Origin of the sequence: Aromatoleum sp. (assembly GCF_032027225.1) — a bacterium.
Lineage (GTDB): Bacteria > Pseudomonadota > Gammaproteobacteria > Burkholderiales > Rhodocyclaceae > Aromatoleum.
In genome coordinates this window covers 1-15,408 of sequence record NZ_JAVSMM010000035.1, presented here as the reverse complement: position 1 = coordinate 15,408, position 15,408 = coordinate 1, and the positions used below count along the sequence as shown (strand labels likewise).

The 15,408-nt window shown below is 66.4% G+C and carries 15 protein-coding genes and 1 pseudogene; 4 read left to right on the top strand and 12 right to left on the bottom strand.

Features of this window, described 5'->3' with window-relative positions; translation table 11 throughout:
• The first annotated feature begins 68 nt into the window (after positions 1–68).
• Positions 69–1,189, top strand: a protein-coding gene (locus ROZ37_RS21720; protein WP_312662788.1) for an IS3 family transposase whose coding sequence is annotated in 2 segments (ribosomal slippage) — positions 69–327 and positions 327–1,189 — 1,122 coding nt in all. Because the reading frame shifts where the segments join, the coding sequence is not laid out codon by codon here.
• Positions 1,190–1,208: 19 nt separating this feature from the next.
• On the opposite strand, the gene ROZ37_RS21715 is transcribed toward ROZ37_RS21720, so the two are convergent.
• The gene (locus tag ROZ37_RS21715; RefSeq protein WP_312662787.1) at positions 1,209–1,772 is read right to left on the bottom strand and encodes a hypothetical protein; all 564 of its coding nucleotides are present in this window, start codon (positions 1,770–1,772) and stop codon (positions 1,209–1,211) included.
• Positions 1,773–2,568: 796 nt separating this feature from the next.
• Entirely contained in the window at positions 2,569–3,717 is a 1,149-nt protein-coding gene (locus ROZ37_RS21710) for an SAM-dependent methyltransferase (protein WP_312662786.1), read from the bottom strand.
• Between the two features lie 57 nt (positions 3,718–3,774).
• On the opposite strand from ROZ37_RS21710, the gene ROZ37_RS21705 reads away from it, so the two are divergent.
• From ROZ37_RS21705 to ROZ37_RS21695, 3 genes are read left to right on the top strand one after another with little or no spacing between them, the layout of a single operon-like run.
• Complete coding sequence (locus ROZ37_RS21705) at positions 3,775–4,524, top strand: pteridine reductase (protein ID WP_312662785.1); 750 nt, start codon at positions 3,775–3,777, stop codon at positions 4,522–4,524.
• An 8-nt stretch (positions 4,525–4,532) separates the two neighbouring features.
• Positions 4,533–5,432: a tRNA 2-thiocytidine(32) synthetase TtcA gene (gene ttcA / locus ROZ37_RS21700; protein WP_312662789.1), complete on the top strand. Its 900-nt coding sequence runs from the start codon at positions 4,533–4,535 to the stop codon at positions 5,430–5,432.
• 42 nt (positions 5,433–5,474) lie between these two features.
• Complete coding sequence (locus tag ROZ37_RS21695; RefSeq protein WP_312662784.1) at positions 5,475–6,374, top strand: adenylate/guanylate cyclase domain-containing protein; 900 nt, start codon at positions 5,475–5,477, stop codon at positions 6,372–6,374.
• Between the two features lie 51 nt (positions 6,375–6,425).
• On the opposite strand, the gene ROZ37_RS21690 is transcribed toward ROZ37_RS21695, so the two are convergent.
• The 10 genes and pseudogenes from ROZ37_RS21690 to ROZ37_RS21645 all read right to left on the bottom strand — a co-directional run.
• The gene (locus ROZ37_RS21690; RefSeq protein WP_312662783.1) at positions 6,426–8,732 is read right to left on the bottom strand and encodes a serine/threonine-protein kinase; all 2,307 of its coding nucleotides are present in this window, start codon (positions 8,730–8,732) and stop codon (positions 6,426–6,428) included.
• A 144-nt stretch (positions 8,733–8,876) separates the two neighbouring features.
• Entirely contained in the window at positions 8,877–9,674 is a 798-nt protein-coding gene (locus tag ROZ37_RS21685) for a hypothetical protein (RefSeq protein ID WP_312662781.1), read from the bottom strand.
• A gap of 14 nt (positions 9,675–9,688) precedes the next feature.
• On the bottom strand, positions 9,689–10,351 hold the full coding sequence (locus ROZ37_RS21680; RefSeq protein ID WP_312662780.1) for a hypothetical protein: 663 nt from the start codon (positions 10,349–10,351) through the stop codon (positions 9,689–9,691).
• Positions 10,352–10,442: 91 nt separating this feature from the next.
• Positions 10,443–11,387: an HPr(Ser) kinase/phosphatase gene (gene hprK / locus ROZ37_RS21675; RefSeq protein ID WP_312662778.1), complete on the bottom strand. Its 945-nt coding sequence runs from the start codon at positions 11,385–11,387 to the stop codon at positions 10,443–10,445.
• Positions 11,356–11,841, bottom strand: a complete 486-nt coding sequence (ptsN, locus tag ROZ37_RS21670; protein ID WP_312662776.1) for a PTS IIA-like nitrogen regulatory protein PtsN — start codon at positions 11,839–11,841, stop codon at positions 11,356–11,358. Before ptsN ends, hprK begins: the two co-directional genes overlap by 32 nt.
• Positions 11,842–11,963: 122 nt before the next feature.
• Positions 11,964–12,284 carry a ribosome hibernation-promoting factor, HPF/YfiA family gene (gene hpf, locus ROZ37_RS21665; RefSeq protein WP_312662775.1) on the bottom strand — a complete coding sequence of 107 codons (321 nt, stop codon included), beginning with the start codon at positions 12,282–12,284 and terminating at the stop codon, positions 11,964–11,966.
• A gap of 65 nt (positions 12,285–12,349) precedes the next feature.
• Positions 12,350–13,774 (bottom strand): RNA polymerase factor sigma-54, encoded by a 1,425-nt coding sequence (locus ROZ37_RS21660; RefSeq protein WP_312662774.1) that lies wholly within the window; start codon positions 13,772–13,774, stop codon positions 12,350–12,352.
• 39 nt (positions 13,775–13,813) lie between these two features.
• Positions 13,814–14,536 (bottom strand): LPS export ABC transporter ATP-binding protein, encoded by a 723-nt coding sequence (lptB, locus tag ROZ37_RS21655; protein WP_312662773.1) that lies wholly within the window; start codon positions 14,534–14,536, stop codon positions 13,814–13,816.
• Positions 14,533–14,967 carry a recombination regulator RecX gene (gene recX / locus ROZ37_RS21650; RefSeq protein ID WP_312662772.1) on the bottom strand — a complete coding sequence of 145 codons (435 nt, stop codon included), beginning with the start codon at positions 14,965–14,967 and terminating at the stop codon, positions 14,533–14,535. Before recX ends, lptB begins: the two co-directional genes overlap by 4 nt.
• Positions 14,964–15,408 (bottom strand): annotated as a pseudogene (locus ROZ37_RS21645) (DNA recombination/repair protein RecA); the annotation flags it as partial. The gene recX and the pseudogene ROZ37_RS21645, both read right to left, overlap by 4 nt.

The following is a 15,408-nucleotide window of genomic DNA, read 5'->3' as shown; positions in this document are numbered from 1 at the left end:
TGACCTGCTCCCCATTTTCAGTACCAGCCTGAAGTTAGTAAAGTCCGCTTTTGAAGGGAGAAGCGGGCATGAAGAAGCGGTTCACGGAAGAGCAGATCATCGGGTACCTCAAGCAGGCGGAAGCCGGGGTGGCGATCAAGGATCTGTGCAGGAAGCATGGCTTTAGCGATGCGGCCTTCTACACCTGGCGGCGCAAGTTCGGCGGCATGGACGTGGCGGATGCCAAGCGGCTGCGCGAGCTGGAGGCGGAGAACGCCAAGCTGAAGAAGCTGCTGGCCGAATCGATGCTCGACATCGAGGCGCTCAAGGTTGTTGTCAAGGGAAAGCGCTGACCCCGCAGGCCAAGCGCCAGGCGGTTGCCGTGATGCAGGAGAAGACGTCCATCTCCCAGCGTCGCGCCTGCCGGCTTGTGGGGGTATCGCGCACGGTGTTGAACTACGAAGCCAAGACCGACCCGGCCAACCAGGCGCTGGCCGGGCGGATGGTCGAACTGGCCGCCGAGCGGCGCCGCTTCGGCTACAGGCGTCTGCATGTGCTGTTGCGGCGGGAAGGCCATCAGGCGAACCACAAGCGGGTGTTTCGCCTGTACCAGGGCGCGGGGCTGGCGGTGCCCAAGCGCAAGCGGCGCAAGGGGGTGGCGATGGAGCGCCAGCCGCTGACCTTGCCCGAGGCGCCGAACCAGGTCTGGTCGATGGATTTCGTGATGGATGCGCTGTCCTCGGGGCGGCGCCTGAAGTGCCTGAACATCGTGGATGACTGCACCAAGGAATCCGTGGATATCGTGCTCGACCACAGCATCAGCGGGCAGTATGTGACGCGCGTGCTGGATCAGGCGGCGCGCTTCCGCGGCTTGCCGGCGGCGATCCGCACCGACCAGGGGCCGGAGTTCACCAGCAAGGCGCTCGACCAGTGGGCTTATCGGAACGGTGTCGAGTTGAAGCTCATCCAGCCGGGCAAGCCGACGCAGAACGCCTACATCGAGTCGTTCAACGGCAAGTTCCGCGATGAGTGCCTGAACGAGCATTGGTTCACGAGCTTGGCCGAAGCGCGGGTGCGGGTGGCGGCCTGGCGGCGCGACTACAACGAGTGCCGGCCGCATAGCGCACTGGGGTATCTCACGCCGGCGGAGTTCGCGGCGCGCTGTCGGGCAAGCTTGCCCGACAGCGCAACAGAACTGGAAATCGGATAGATTTATGTTTCGGATTTTACTAACCACGACCTGGCACTAAAGACGGGGGCAGGTCAATGACAGTAGTGCCGAAAATACCTAGCCAAAAACGCGACGTGCTAGCAAGACAAACACCCTCATCGAACGGTGTGTCACCACAATCGAATTCACGCAGATTGACGGCGTCGACAAACGGCATAAACAGGGCTACCCAACAAAAGGCCACCCCCATCAGTGGCCCCGTCCAGATTACCCATTCAGGTGCTGCCATCTTGCGCAGGTGGTTCTGTTGGGGTTTGGTCAGGAGAGCCAAGATCAAGAGCACCGGAAAGGCAATGCCCCATAGCATCGCAAGGAACAAGCGGGTCACATGTGGAAATTGTGAAAGCGCCGTGAGCTTGTCGATCGCCGGAACGTAACGGGCGACTAAATCGGTAAACGCAGCCGCCGACGGCCAGTTCGCCAGCACCGTCTCAGGCAGTGAATATGTAAAAATCGGGCTTGCGACAATGAACAGGAAAAAAATATTTGTGAATGCTTCGCGTGAAATCCGGAATCCAGAACAATCATCATTGTTCCGCACTGGTTTTACGTTTTGGATCAAATCGTTCTCCCAATTACGATTGGTATCGCCTCATCCGCCGTTCCCCGGCGACTGACTTTCCACGGCCTGTACAGTGACAGTAATCACCCGATGCTCACTTCTGACCTTCTCATCAGCACGCCATTTGCCGCTCCCGATCTCCGCCCAGCAGACCGTCCCCATTGGCTATAAGCCTCGACACCTCAAGCAACGACAGCCTCTGCGGCAGCGGCATCTATCAGTGCCGCTATGCCATATCAATTGACCGAAAGATATACGCCTGACTTGGCCTGCCGTCCTGTGGAGACTGACTTTTCCCGAGGGCGTCCGCACAACCCTCGATGCGAGCCGGTTCGGTGCGATGTCCTTGCCGAGTGCCACATAAGTGGCGTAGTTGTCGCCGTAGGGATCGCCCGAGGCGTCGACCAGCGAGACGTGGTCTTCGCGCAGCACGGCGCCGAAGGCCATGTAGCGGAAGCGGTACTGGGGGGTGCGCTCCTCCAGCCGCTCGGCCATCTGGGTGGTTTCGGCCCAGGCGTAGAGGAGTTGATCGAGGAGGGTGAACTGCGCAGCCCGGGTGGAAGCCGCACTGGGGCATGTAGGAAACGAAATCCTGCCAAGGCTCGGCGATGGCCGCCGGCGATTAGAATTGACACTCCTCCCCCTTCAGTACTGCAGATCGTTTTATGTTTTTATTGAAACGATCCAGATGCGAGCCAGCGAACGCATTCTATGCTGTTATGGATGACATGTAAATATAACGAAAGACATACGCCGGCTTTTCCTTGAAGCCTTTCATAACCCTGCGATTGGCGGATCAGAGCGCGTGGAGGCGGTCGCCGCTCGCGAAGCCGAGCAGGGGCCCATCGATCCCCTTCCCCAGTGCCAGCACCTTGAACAGCTCGCCCATCTCGGCGGGACTGATGAGCTTTTGCGCGCCGGAGGCGAGGCTGGCGTAGGCTACCGTGCCGTCTTCCTGGTGCGCTTCCAGCAGCTGCGCCAGGCCGCAATTGAGAAGGAACTGCGCCTGGCTGGTGTAGCCGAGCACGTCGAGTCCTGTCTCGTGGCCGGCCTCGGCGACGGCGGTGAAATCGACATGGGCGGTGAGGTCGTTCAGCCCGGGTAGCCAGAACGGGTCGCCGTGGGCGTGGTGGCGATAGTGGCACATCAGCGTGCCCTCGGCGCGCTGCGGGTGGTAGTACTCGCGTTGCGGGAAGCCGTAGTCGATCAGCAGCAGCGCGCCGCGCTGCAGGCTGCGCCCCCACTCGGCGACCCAGGCGCGCGCGGCGAGGGCGATTTCCGAAACGTAGGGCGGCGAAACAAAAGTCAGTCCCTGCGCCACGGCGAGCAGGGCGCCGGCGGCGGGCCGTTCCTGCCAGGCGAAGGCGCCGTTCTCAAATGCGACGCCGCGCTCGTAGATGCCGTCCTCGCGCCAGGCGACGATATTCACCGGCAGGGCGTCGAGCAGCTCGTTGGCGACGACCGCGCCGCTGAAGGTTTCCGGCAGGGCGTCGAGCCAGGCGAGGCGGTCGACGAGATGCGGCACGCCGCGGGCGAGGGTCTCCTGCTGGCGCGCGCGCAGCTCGCCGGAGAGTTCGAGGATCTCGTAGCGCTCGGGCAGGGCGCCGCGCCGTTCGAGCGCGCGCAGCAGGCCGAGCGCCAGGGCGCCGCTGCCGGCGCCGGCCTCGAGGAGGCGCGGCGCGCTCGCCGCCAGGATCGGTTCGAGCTGGACGGCCAGCGCCTCGGCGAAGAGGGGCGAGAGCTCGGGCGCCGTGACGAAATCGCCGGCGGCGCCGAACTTGCGCGCGCCGCCGCTGTAGTAGCCGAGGCCGGGCGCGTAGAGCGCCAGCTCCATGTAGCGGGCGAAGGGGATCCAGCCGCCGGCCTGTTCGATCTCGTCGGCGATCAGGGCGGCGAGCCGGCGGCCGCTTTCCGCGGCATCGGCATCGGGCTGGGGCATCGTCATGGCGGGGCCGAATGTGCCCGATTCCGTTAAAATTCGCAAATTCGAGAGGACCTTGCGATGCCTTCCAAATTGCAGGACAAGACCGTATTGATCACCGGCGCCGCCCGCCGCGTCGGCGCCGAGATCGCGCGTGCGCTGCATGCCGAGGGCGCCAGCCTGGCGCTGCATTACCGCAAATCGGCGGAGGCGGCGCAGGCCCTCGTCGCCGAGCTGAACACCGCCCGCCCCGGCTCGGCCCTGGCTTTCCAGGCCGACCTGCTGGAGACCGACCACCTGCCCCGGCTGGTGGCGGACGTCGTCGAGCATTTCGGCCGGCTCGATGCGCTGGTGAACAACGCCTCCAGTTTCTACGCCACGCTGATGGGCAGCATCGGCGAGCGCGAATGGAACGACCTCGTCGGCACCAACCTCAAGGCGCCGCTGTTCCTGGCGCAGGCGGCGGCGCCGCATCTGGCCGCGGCGCGCGGCGCCATCGTGAACATCACCGACATCCACGACGCGCGGCCGCTGAAGAACTTTCCGCTCTACTGCGCCGCCAAGGCCGGCCTGTCCGGGCTGACCCGGGCGCTGGCCCTGGAACTGGGCCCGCACGTGCGCGTGAACGCCGTCGCGCCCGGCCCGATCCTGTGGCCGGAGGACGGCTCCTTCGACGCCGCCGCCCAGGCCGGCGTCGTCTCGCGCACCCTGCTCAAGCGCTGCGGCGATCCGGCCGACATCGCCCGCACGGTGCTGTTCCTGCTGGCCGACGCCCCCTTCGTCACCGGCCAGACCATCGCCGTGGACGGCGGCAGGAGTATCGTACTGTGAGCGGTTATCTGGAGGCGCTTCTGCCGGAGGCATTGCCGGAAAAAGAGCGCCACGAGGCCAACAAGCTGGCCAAGCGCCTGCGCCGCAACGTCGGCCAGGCCATCGGCGACTTCAACATGATCGAGGACGGCGACCGCGTCATGGTCTGCCTCTCCGGCGGCAAGGACAGCCACGCCCTGCTCGACATCCTGCTGCAGCTGCGCGAGATCGCGCCGGTGCGCTTCGAACTGGTCGCCGTGAACCTCGACCAGAAGCAGCCGGGCTTCCCGGCCGAGGTGCTGCCGGAGTACCTGAAGGAGCTGGGCGTGCCCTTCCACATCGAGGAGCAGGACACCTACTCGGTGGTGAAGCGGGTCATCCCGGAAGGCAAGACCACCTGTTCGCTCTGCTCGCGGCTGCGCCGCGGCGTGCTCTACCGCGTCGCCGGCGAGCTCGGCGCCACCAAGATCGCCCTCGGCCACCACCGCGACGACATCCTCGAGACGCTGTTCCTCAACATGTTCTACGGCGGCAAGCTGAAGGCCATGCCGCCGAAACTGGTCTCCGACGACGGCCGCCACATCGTCATCCGCCCGCTCGCCTACTGCCGCGAGCGCGACCTCGAGGCCTGGGCCGCGCTGCGCCGCTTCCCGATCATCCCCTGCGACCTGTGCGGCTCGCAGGAACAGTTGAAGCGTAAAGAAACCAAGGCGCTGCTGCGCGAGTGGGACAGGCGCTTCCCCGGCCGCGTCGAGAAGATCTTCGCCGCGCTCGGCAACGTCGCGCCCTCGCACCTGGCCGACCCGAAGCTCTACGATTTCCGCAACCTGAAGGCCACCGGCCGGCCCGATCCGGAGGGCGACCGCGCCTTCGATCCCGAGGAGTTCGACGACCCCGCCGTCATCCCGCTTCGCGGCGGAGATGTTTGATATGATTCACCGATCAGCGAAGTCCGGGATCACAGCGCACATATGAACGCCAAAGAAAGCGCCAAAATCGAACGCAACCTCTGCGTGCTGTTCGCCGACGTCTCCGGCAGCACCCGGCTGTACGAGAAGCTGGGCGACAAGGAGGCGCTGCACGCCGTCGAGCGCTGCCTCAACCGCATGACGCGCGCCACCGAGCAGTTCAAGGGCCGCGTCATCAAGACCATCGGCGACGAGGTGATGGCGGTGTTCGACAGCGCCGAGGCGGGCATGGATGCCGCCTGCTCCATGCAGCAGCGCGTCGACGACCTGCCGCCCGTGAGCGGCATCAAGCTGGCCATCCGCATCGGCTTCCACTTCGGCCCGGCCATCGAGGACGCCAAGGATGTCTTCGGCGACACCGTGAACACGGCGGCGCGCATGGCCGGACTGGCCAAGGCCGGCCAGATCATCACCACCGGCGAAACGGTCGGCGCCCTGCCGACGCTGCTGCAGCAGTCCACGCGGGAGATCGACGCCCTCTCGGTCAAGGGCAAGGCGGAGGACGTGCGGGTCTGCGAGGTGATCTGGCAGGAATCGGACGATCTCACCATGAAATCCGGCAGCGTCGCGCCGGCCCCCGTCGCCGCGCGCCTGACCGTGCGGCATGGCGGGGAGGAGAAGGTGCTCGATCCCGGCCACGGCGCCTTCTCCCTCGGCCGCGATGCCGCCAGCGACATCATGATCGCCGACCGGCGCGCCTCGCGCACCCATGCGCGCATCGAGCGCCGCCGCGACAAGTTCGTGCTGATCGACCAGAGCACCAACGGCACCTACGTCACCTTCGACGGGGAAGCGGAGTTCGCCCTCAAGCGCGAGGAGGTCATCCTGCGCGGCAAGGGGCGCATCAGCTTCGGCCATGCCTGCGACGCGACCTCCGAGGTGGTGGAATTCAGGGTCGGCTGAACGCCGCCCGCGGGCGGAAAAACGAAGGCCCCGGTTCGGGGCCTTTTTCATTCAGATGCTGATCTTCTTCAGCGTCTCGGGGTTCTTCACCACCGCTTCGCGCCGCGACTGCGGCGCTTCGATCAGCGATGCCGGCGGCAGGGTGTCGAGACGGGAGAGGACGGCGGCGTCCTTGCAGCCGGCTTCCAGCATGACGACGATTTCGCCGCCGCTGCCCGCGCCGGCATTGAAGCATTGCTTGCCGAGCTTGTGGTTGAGCGGCTTGAGGATGCCTGCCTGGACGAGCTGTTCCAGGTTGGCCAGTCCGCCTGACAGGACCACGTCGAACACGGCGTCGCTTGCGCTGCCCGAGGCGAGACTGGCCGCCAGCACGCTGTGCAGACCGTTCAGTTCGCGCATCACCAGCTCTGCGGTGTCCTTGTTGGGCAGGCCCTGCAGCCTGAGGCGCACCTTCTGGCCGCTGAAGTGGAAATGGGAGAGGAAGAAGCCCTTGGAGAACTCCTCGCCGATCAGCCTGCCGATGTCGCGCAGCGCCTCGTCCTCCGTCGCCCAGCTGGTCTTCTCGGGGATCTGGGTGTTGTAGTAGATCTCCTCGCCGCTGCGCTTGTCGGTGGCCTTCACCGTCCACGAGGTCAGCACGAATTTCTCGACGGTGATGCCGGAGGCGGCCAGCTTGGCGGAGAGCTTCCTGAACTTCGCCTCGCCGGTGACGGCGAAATCGGCGCCGCCCTTGCCGTCCTTCGCCATGTCGTCGTTCCACAGGCGGAAGCCGAAGGAGTGGATGCGCTCCTTGAGCAGGTTTTCGGCCACCGGCGAGCGTTGTGCCGGCGCGGCAGGGTCGCCCTCGGCGCTCTTGGCGGTGATCGCCACCGAGATCTTCGGGTCGCCGTTGTTGCGGATGAACTCGACGCGCTCCTCGCGCGACATCTGGTTGAGCGATTTCTGCACGTCGCGCACGCGCACCGTGGCGCGCGTGGCCAGCGACATCAGGCCGTCCTTGCCCAGCTGCGGCGGCTGCTCCTCCAGCACGGCCTGGATGAATTCCCCGCTGCGGGCGAGCAGCTTGTCGCGCACCAGCGCGTAGTTCTTGGCGAGGGAACCCTGCTCGACATAGAGGCCGAGGGCCTTCTCGACGAGCTGGCGCCTGGCGTCCTCGCGCAGGTCGGCGTTGAGCAGGCCTTTGTCGTTCTGGTAGCGCGGGTCGGACGGGTCGGCCAGGCCGAGGGCGCTGATGACCATGATGCCACCGTTGGCCGGCGCGGCCGGGGCCCCGGCCTGGGCGGGGGCTGCGGCGGGCGTCGCCGCGGGCTGCGGCGCGTCGCCCTTGCCCATGAAGACATAGGCCGCGGCGCCCAGTCCGACGACGGCGATGCCGGCGACGAGGGCCAGCGCCAAGCCGGGCGAGGATTTCTTCGCCGGTGCCGGTGTCGCGGCGGCAGCGGGCGCAGCGGCCTTCGGCGACGCGGCCGGCCGCTCCATGGCAAGCGTCGCCTCGGCATCGTTGACCAAGGTGGCGTCGCCGTCGCCCGGCACGGCCTGGCCGGCCGCCGCCATCTTCAGGGCGATGGCGAATTCGCGGCCGTTCTGGAAACGCTCGTCGGGGCGCTTCGCCAGGGCCTTGCGGATGAGGGCGTCGAAAGGCCGCGGCACCTGGACGTTGAGCGCCGAGGGGGCGGCCGGCTCCTCCTTCAGCACCTTGTGCATGATGGTGGTCAGCGCGCCGGTGAACGGCTTTTCGCCGGTGAGGAACTGGTAGAGGATGACGCCGGCCGAGAACAGGTCGGAGCGGCCGTCGACGGTCTGGCCCATGAACTGCTCGGGCGACATGTAGCTGGGCGTGCCCAGCACCGAGCCGGCCTGCGTGAGGTTGGAGGACTCGACGCGGGCGATGCCGAAGTCGGCCACCTTCACCGTGCCGTCCTTGAGCAGGATGATGTTGGCGGGCTTGATGTCGCGATGCACGACGCCGTTCTTGTGCGAGTAGTCGAGCGCCTCGAGCAGCTGGCCCATGATGCGCACGATCTCGGCCATCGGGAAGCGCTCGTCGGCGTCGAAATAATCCTTCAGCTCGCGTCCCTCGACGAACTCCATGGCGATGAAGGCGGTGCCCTCGTCTTCGCCATACTCGTAGATCTGCACGATGTTCGGGTGGTTGAGCCGGCCGGCGGCCTGCGCCTCGCGCTTGAAGCGGGCGAGAATCTCCTCGACCTCGGTGCGATCGAGCTGGTCGCGACGCACGGTCTTCAGCGCCACGCGGCGTCCGATCATCGGATCGAAGCCGTCGTAGACGATGCCCATGGCGCCCTGGCCGAGCTCGCCCCGGATCTCGTACTTGCCGAGCTTCTTCAAATCGGTCATTTCGGCTGCTCCCTCAACTTGCGTCGGTCGGAGTGCGGGCCCCGCCGCCGGGCCGCCCCAAGGCGGGGCAGTCAACACATGGAGCGGGCATAGCCCGCGAACAACCGTCACACCCTTCCCGGGGAAGGGGGGCGGGGGGAAGGCTCATTTGTGCTTCGAATCGATTTCCCAGACATTCTTCTGCACCAGGCGCTGCACCATGCCGTCGAGGGTCAGGCCGCCGGCCTCGCCGCCGGAGAAGCCCAGGACCGAAGTCGACTTCGCGCCCAGCTCCATCTTCTCTTCCGTATAGCCGGTGGCGACCTGCTCGGTGGTATTGGCGTCGATGATCTTCCAGCGCATGCCGATGATCCAGACGCCGGTGGATTCGCGGGTGTCGACCGAGCTGACGACGACGTCGCCGGCGGCGCCGCCGCGGCCGCTGCCGAAGATGCCCAGCAGCGCGCCGATCGGGCGGCCGCTGAAGCCTTCCTGCGCCTGCGCCACCTGCTCGGCCTTGAGGATGTCGAACTTCATCACCCACTTGGTGGTCTTCAGCTTGCCTTTCTGCAGGAATTTCCGCGCCGTGTCGGGATCGCCCAGGTTGTAGGCGAGTTGGAATTCCTGCAGCAGGTGGCCGAGGCTGGAGCGTTCCAGCACCTTGAAGTTGGCCTTGCCGAGCTCCAGTTCGGCGAAGTCGGCGATGTTGTTGGGGCCGAACTTCTGCGCGAAGTTGGCGTTGTTGCTCTTCACCTCGCCCGGGATGACGATGATCATCGGTCCCGGCCTGGCGGCGTTGACGTACTCGACCGGCTTGTACATGCCCTTGTCGGCCATCTCGTTGGCCTTCTGCGAGGTGCTGCTGCCCTGGGTCGGCGAGGGGCTGTCGAAGGTGGGCTGGGCGGCGGCCGTGCCGGCCAGTGCAAACAGGGCGAGGCTGATGGTGCGAAGCGGAGCGTTCATGCTGGAGTCCCCGGTTATTTATTCTTGCCGGCGAGGCGGCAGTAGTCGTTGTAGAGCTGGGCCACCGCCTCGTCGGCCTGTTCGTTCACCAGAGTGAGCGCCATGCCGAGCGTGTCGGTGCCGGAATAGGAATCCGCCTTGGCGGTGACGTTGGAAATCGTCTTGCCGCCGGCCGAGACGAGGGTGAAGCCCATGTGCACGGCGACCTCGTTGATCTTCAGCACCGGATTGATGCCGGTCTGCGTCGTGATCAGGCCGCGCAGGATGAAGCTGGCGCCGAGCTTCTTCGAGGCGGCGATGGCGGCGTCGGGATCGTTGCGGAAGTGCGCGTCGATCTCCGCCTGGGCGATCTGGGCACGGATCTCCTCCTGCGTGTAGGTCTTCAGGCCGAGGGCGCGCAGGCGGTGGTTGATGGCCTGGAAGTGCGGGCCGTAGCGGCTCTGCACGGTGTTGTAGCCGTTCGAGGTGCGCTCGGCGATGACCAGCATGATCTTCCGGTTCTTCAGCTGCTGCTTGCAGGGCGTCGACACCAGCTGGCCGATGCGCTGGCCGCGGGCCTGGTCGCCGGCCTTGGCCTTTTCCTCTTCCTCGGAAAACTTGAAGGCCTGGGCGCTGCCGCAGGCCAGGGCCAAAGTCAGTGCGTAGGGGACGGCGAACGGAAAACGGCTGCGGCGCATGGGCGTTCTCGGCGGGCGGCGTAATGCAAGGGGAATGATTGTGGCAAAAAAGCCGCCGGCGTACAACCGCGCCGGCCGGCTGCCGGCGCGCTCAGCCGGCCGCGCCGTCGCCGTCGTCCATCGCCTGCTTGTGCCGCTCGACGAATTCCTGGGTGCTGTCGATGCCGCGCAGCAGCAGGATGGTCGAGCGCACGGCGGCTTCCAGCAGCACCGCCAGGTTGCGGCCGGCGGCCACCGGGATGCTGACCTTGCGCACCGGCACGCCGAGGATCTCGTGGGCCTCGGCGCCCAGCGGCAGGCGGTCGATCTCCACCGCGCCCTTCTGGGGCCGCAGCAGGTTTACGATCAGCTTCAGCTTCATTTTGCGGCGGCAGGCAGTCTCGCCGAAAACGGTGCGGATGTTGAGTACGCCGAGGCCGCGCACCTCGAGGAAATCCTTCAGCATCGGCGGACAGCGCGCTTCGAGGGAATTCGGCGCGACGCGCGCGATTTCGACGATGTCGTCGGCGACCAGGCCATGGCCGCGCGAGATGAGCTCCAGTGCCAGCTCGCTTTTGCCGACGCCCGAGTCGCCGGTGATGAGCACGCCCATGCCGAGCACGTCCATCATGACGGCATGCAGCTCGACGGTCTCGGCCAGCTGGCGCGACAGCCACAGGCGCAGCAGGTCGATGACGACGGCGGCCGATTGCGGCGTCGAGAACAGCGCCGTGTCCGATTTTTCGCAGGCCTCCCGCACGGAGGCGGGGATCGCGCAGCCGTCGGCGACGATCACGGCCGGCGGATGGGCGGCGATGATCTCCTCCATGTGGCGGGAGACGCGCACCGCGTGCTGCTTGGTGGCCCAGTTGATTTCCGGCGCGCCGATGACCTGGATGCGGTCGGGGTGGATCAGGTTGAGGTGGCCGACGAGATCGGCCGGGGAAGAATGCGCGTGATTGATTGAAATGGGTGCGTCGAGGTTGCCGCTGACCCGCAGCAGCTGGAGTCGCTCCCGGTGGTACTCAAATAGCTGCGCGACGCTCGCCTGCCGCATGGGCTTCCCAGCCGGTAAACAGGGCATGGATGGCGGCCGCGTCCGCGGCGGCGGCCAGCTGCTCGCGGAAGGCGCGGTCGGAGAACATCTGCGCCAGTTCCGAGAGGATCTGCAGGTGCTGCTCGGTGGCCTGCTCCGGTACCAGCAGCACGAACAGGAGGTTCACCGGCTTGCCGTCGGGCGCGTCGAACTGCACAGGCGCGGCCAGCCGCAGGAAGGCGCCGACGGCTTCCTTCAGGCCCTTGATGCGGCCGTGCGGGATGGCCACGCCCTGGCCAAGCCCGGTCGAGCCGAGCTTCTCCCGAGCGAACAGGCTGTCGAACACCGTGCTGCGGCCGATGCCCTGGTTGTTCTCGAACAACAGGCCGGCCTGCTCGAAGACGCGCTTCTTGCTGCTGGCCTCGAGGCCGACCTGGACGTTGGAGAGGGGAAGGAGCTTGGCGATCAGGTTCATGGTGTTACGGGCAGCGGCAGGTGGCTGTGGGAAGTGCTGGCGAAAGCGGCTGGGAGCGGTCCTGTGGGGCTTTCCTTGGCTGGCGGCGGATTATACCGGGAAAGCCCCACCGGGGGCGAGGCCTATTCGACCGCCTGGCGCTTGAGGGCCTCGTGGGCGTGCTCGGCCTTTTTTTCCTTGTGCTTGAGCACCTGGCGGTCGAGCTTGTCGGCGAGGGCGTCGATGCTGGCATACAGGTTTTCGTCCTGGGCCTCGACGAAGATATCCTTGCCGCGCACATGCACCGTCACCTCGGCCTTCTGCCGCAGCTTCTCCACCGACAGGATGACGTGCACCGCAGTGACATGGTCGAAGTGCCGGATGACGCGGTCGAGCTTGGCCTGGACGTAGTCGCGGATGGCCGGCGTGACTTCGAGGTGGTGTCCGGTGATGTTGATGTTCATGATGCCTCCTTGGTGTGGTGCCGGAACGGCTGCCGTCCCGGCGGGATAGGACTGGTTTACGGCGGTTAAATCGACTTCCTCAGGTTGACCGGCGGTATGTTCAGCGCCTCGCGGTACTTGGCGACGGTGCGCCGCGCCACCACGATGCCCTGCTGGCCGAGGATTTCGGCGAGCTGGGCGTCGGACAGGGGTTTCTTGCCGTCCTCGGCGCCGACCAGTTGCTTGATGAGCGCGCGGATGGCCGTCGAGGACGCCGCGCCGCCGGCCTCGGTGGCGACGTGGCTGCCGAAGAAGTATTTCAGCTCGTACACGCCGCGCGGGGTGGCCATGTATTTCTGCGTCGTCACCCGCGAGATGGTCGATTCGTGCAGGCCGAGCTGGTCGGCGATCTCGCGCAGCGTGAGCGGGCGCATCGCCACCTCGCCGTGCTCGAAGAACTGGCGCTGCCGGTCCACGATCGCCTGGGAGACGCGCTGGATCGTCTCGAAGCGCTGCTGCACGTTCTTGATCAGCCACTTGGCCTCCTGCAGCTGGCTGGCGAGGCCGGAGCCGCGCTGGCCCTGCAGGATGTCGGCGTAGAGGCGGTTGATGCGCAGCTTCGGCATCGCCTCGCCGTTGAGCGAGGCGGTCCACTGGCCGCGCACCTTGCGCACGATGACGTCGGCGATGACGTAGCGCGTGTCGGCCGGGGAGAACTGGGCGCCGGGCCGCGGATTCAGGGAGCGGATCAGCGCCTGGGCCTCGCGCAGTTCGTCCTCGCTGCAGGCGACCGCCTTGCGCAGGCGTACGTAGTCGCGTGCGGCGAGCTGGTCGAGGTGGTTGCGCACGATTTTCAGCGCCAGGTCGCGCGTCTTCGACGCCGCCTGGTTGGCCAGTTGCAGCGCCAGGCATTCCGAGGCGTTGCGCGCGCCGATGCCGGGCGGGTCGAAGTTCTGCAGGTGCTTCAGGGCGATCTGCAGGTCGTCGAGGCCGACCTCCAGTTCGGCCGGCAGCAGATCGACCAGTTCCTCCAGGCTTTGCGCCAGGTAACCGTCGTCGTCGAGCGCCTCGATCAGCAGCCGCACCAGGCTGCGGTCGCGCTCGGAGAGCGGCATCATGGCCAGTTGCGTACCGAGATGGTCGCGCAGGGAGGTGGCGGCGGCCTGGATCTCGGCGTAGGAGGGCTCGTCGTCGTTGCGATCGTCGCGCGGCGCGGCGGCGCCGCCGCCTTCGCCGATCCAGTCGGCCGGGCTGGCATCCCCGAAGTTCGGCTCCGGCAGGCCGCCGTCGAGGGATTCCGTGGGCGCCTGCAGGGCGTCGCCCGAGGCCGAGTAGACGGGCGCCTCCGGCGCCGGCTCGTCCTCGCGCTCGAGCAGCGGGTTTTCCTGCAGGAAGTTCTCGATTTCCTGGTTCAGCTCGAGCGTGGACAGCTGCAGCAGGCGAATCGACTGCTGCAGCTGCGGCGTCAGGGCAAGATGCTGCGAGAGCTTGAGCTGAAGTGTTTGTTTCATCGACCGACAAGGATGGTCGGCAAGAGCCGGGGCCTTTTTCTAAAGGCGGAAGTGCTCGCCCAGATAGACCTTGCGTACGCTTTCATTGTAGACAATTTCCTCCGGCTTGCCCGCCGCCAGCACTTCCCCCTCGTTGATGATGTAGGCATGGTCGCAGATGCCGAGCGTTTCGCGCACGTTGTGGTCGGTGATGAGCACGCCGATGCCGCGTTCCTTGAGGAAGCGGATGATCTTCTGGATGTCGAGCACGGCGATCGGGTCGACGCCGGCGAAGGGCTCGTCGAGCAGGATGAAGCGCGGGCTGGTGGCCAGCGCCCGGCAGATCTCGACGCGCCGCCGTTCGCCGCCGGACAGGGAGATGGACGCATTGTCCCGCAGGTGGCTGATGTGCAGCTCGGCCAGGAGATCCTCCAGGCGCTGTTCGATCTGCTCCTCGGTGAGCGGCTGCAATTCCAGCACGGCGCGGATGTTCTCCGCCACGTTGAGCTTGCGGAACACCGAGATTTCCTGCGGCAGGTAGGACAGGCCGAGCCTGGCGCGGCGGTGGATCGGCATGTGCGTCAGCACCTCGCCGTCGATGTCGATCTCCCCGCCGTCGGCGCCGACCAGGCCGACGATCATGTAGAAGCAGGTGGTCTTGCCGGCGCCGTTGGGGCCGAGCAGGCCGACCACCTCGCCGCTTCTCACCTCGAAGGAAACGTCCTTGACGACGGTGCGCGCCTTGTACTTCTTTCTCAGTCCGGTGACCTTGAGCAGACTCATTCTTCTCGTTCCTTGAGCACCTTGCGGATGATGTCGACGGCGAAGCCGCGTTGTTGCAGGAAGCGCGCCTGTCGCGCGTAGTCGGCGCGGTCGACCGGCGGCGCATCGAACTTGCGCCGCCAGACCTCGCGCGCCCGCTCGGTCTCGCTGTCCGCTTCCGCCGGCAGCGCCGCGGCGATGACCTCGTCGGCGATGCCCCTGGCGCGCAGGTCGTGGCGGAGCCGGGCGTTGCCGACGCGCGCCGCGCGCGACGAGACGAAGGTCTCGGCGAAGCGCGCGTCGGAGAGCAGGCCGGAGCGTTCGAGCTGGTCGAGCACGGCGTGGATGTCTTCCCGGGTTCCTTCGGCGGCGAGTTTCCTGGCCAGTTCGGCGCGGGAATGCTCGCGCCGGGCGAGCATTCGCAGCGCCTTGCCTTTCAGATCTCCGCTCAAGCCTCGGCCGCGACGGCGGCCTGATGCTCGGCCACGCCGACCGCGGCGCGCACCTTGTTCTCGATTTCGCGCGCCATCTCGGGATGCTCCTTGAGATACTCGCGGGCGTTGTCCTTGCCCTGGCCGATGCGCTCGCCGTTGTAGGCATACCAGGCGCCGGACTTCTCCACCAGCTTGTGCAGCACGCCGAGCTCGATGATCTCGCCCTCGCGCGAGATGCCCTCGCCGTAGAGGATGTCGAATTCTGCCTGGCGGAAGGGCGGCGCCACCTTGTTTTTCACCACCTTCACCCGCGTCTCGGAGCCGACGACTTCCTCGCCCCGCTTGATGCTGCCGGTGCGGCGGATGTCCAGGCGCACCGAGGAATAGAACTTCAGCGCGTTGCCGCCGGTGGTGGTCTCCGGGTTGCCGAACATCACGCCGATCTTCATGCGGATCTGG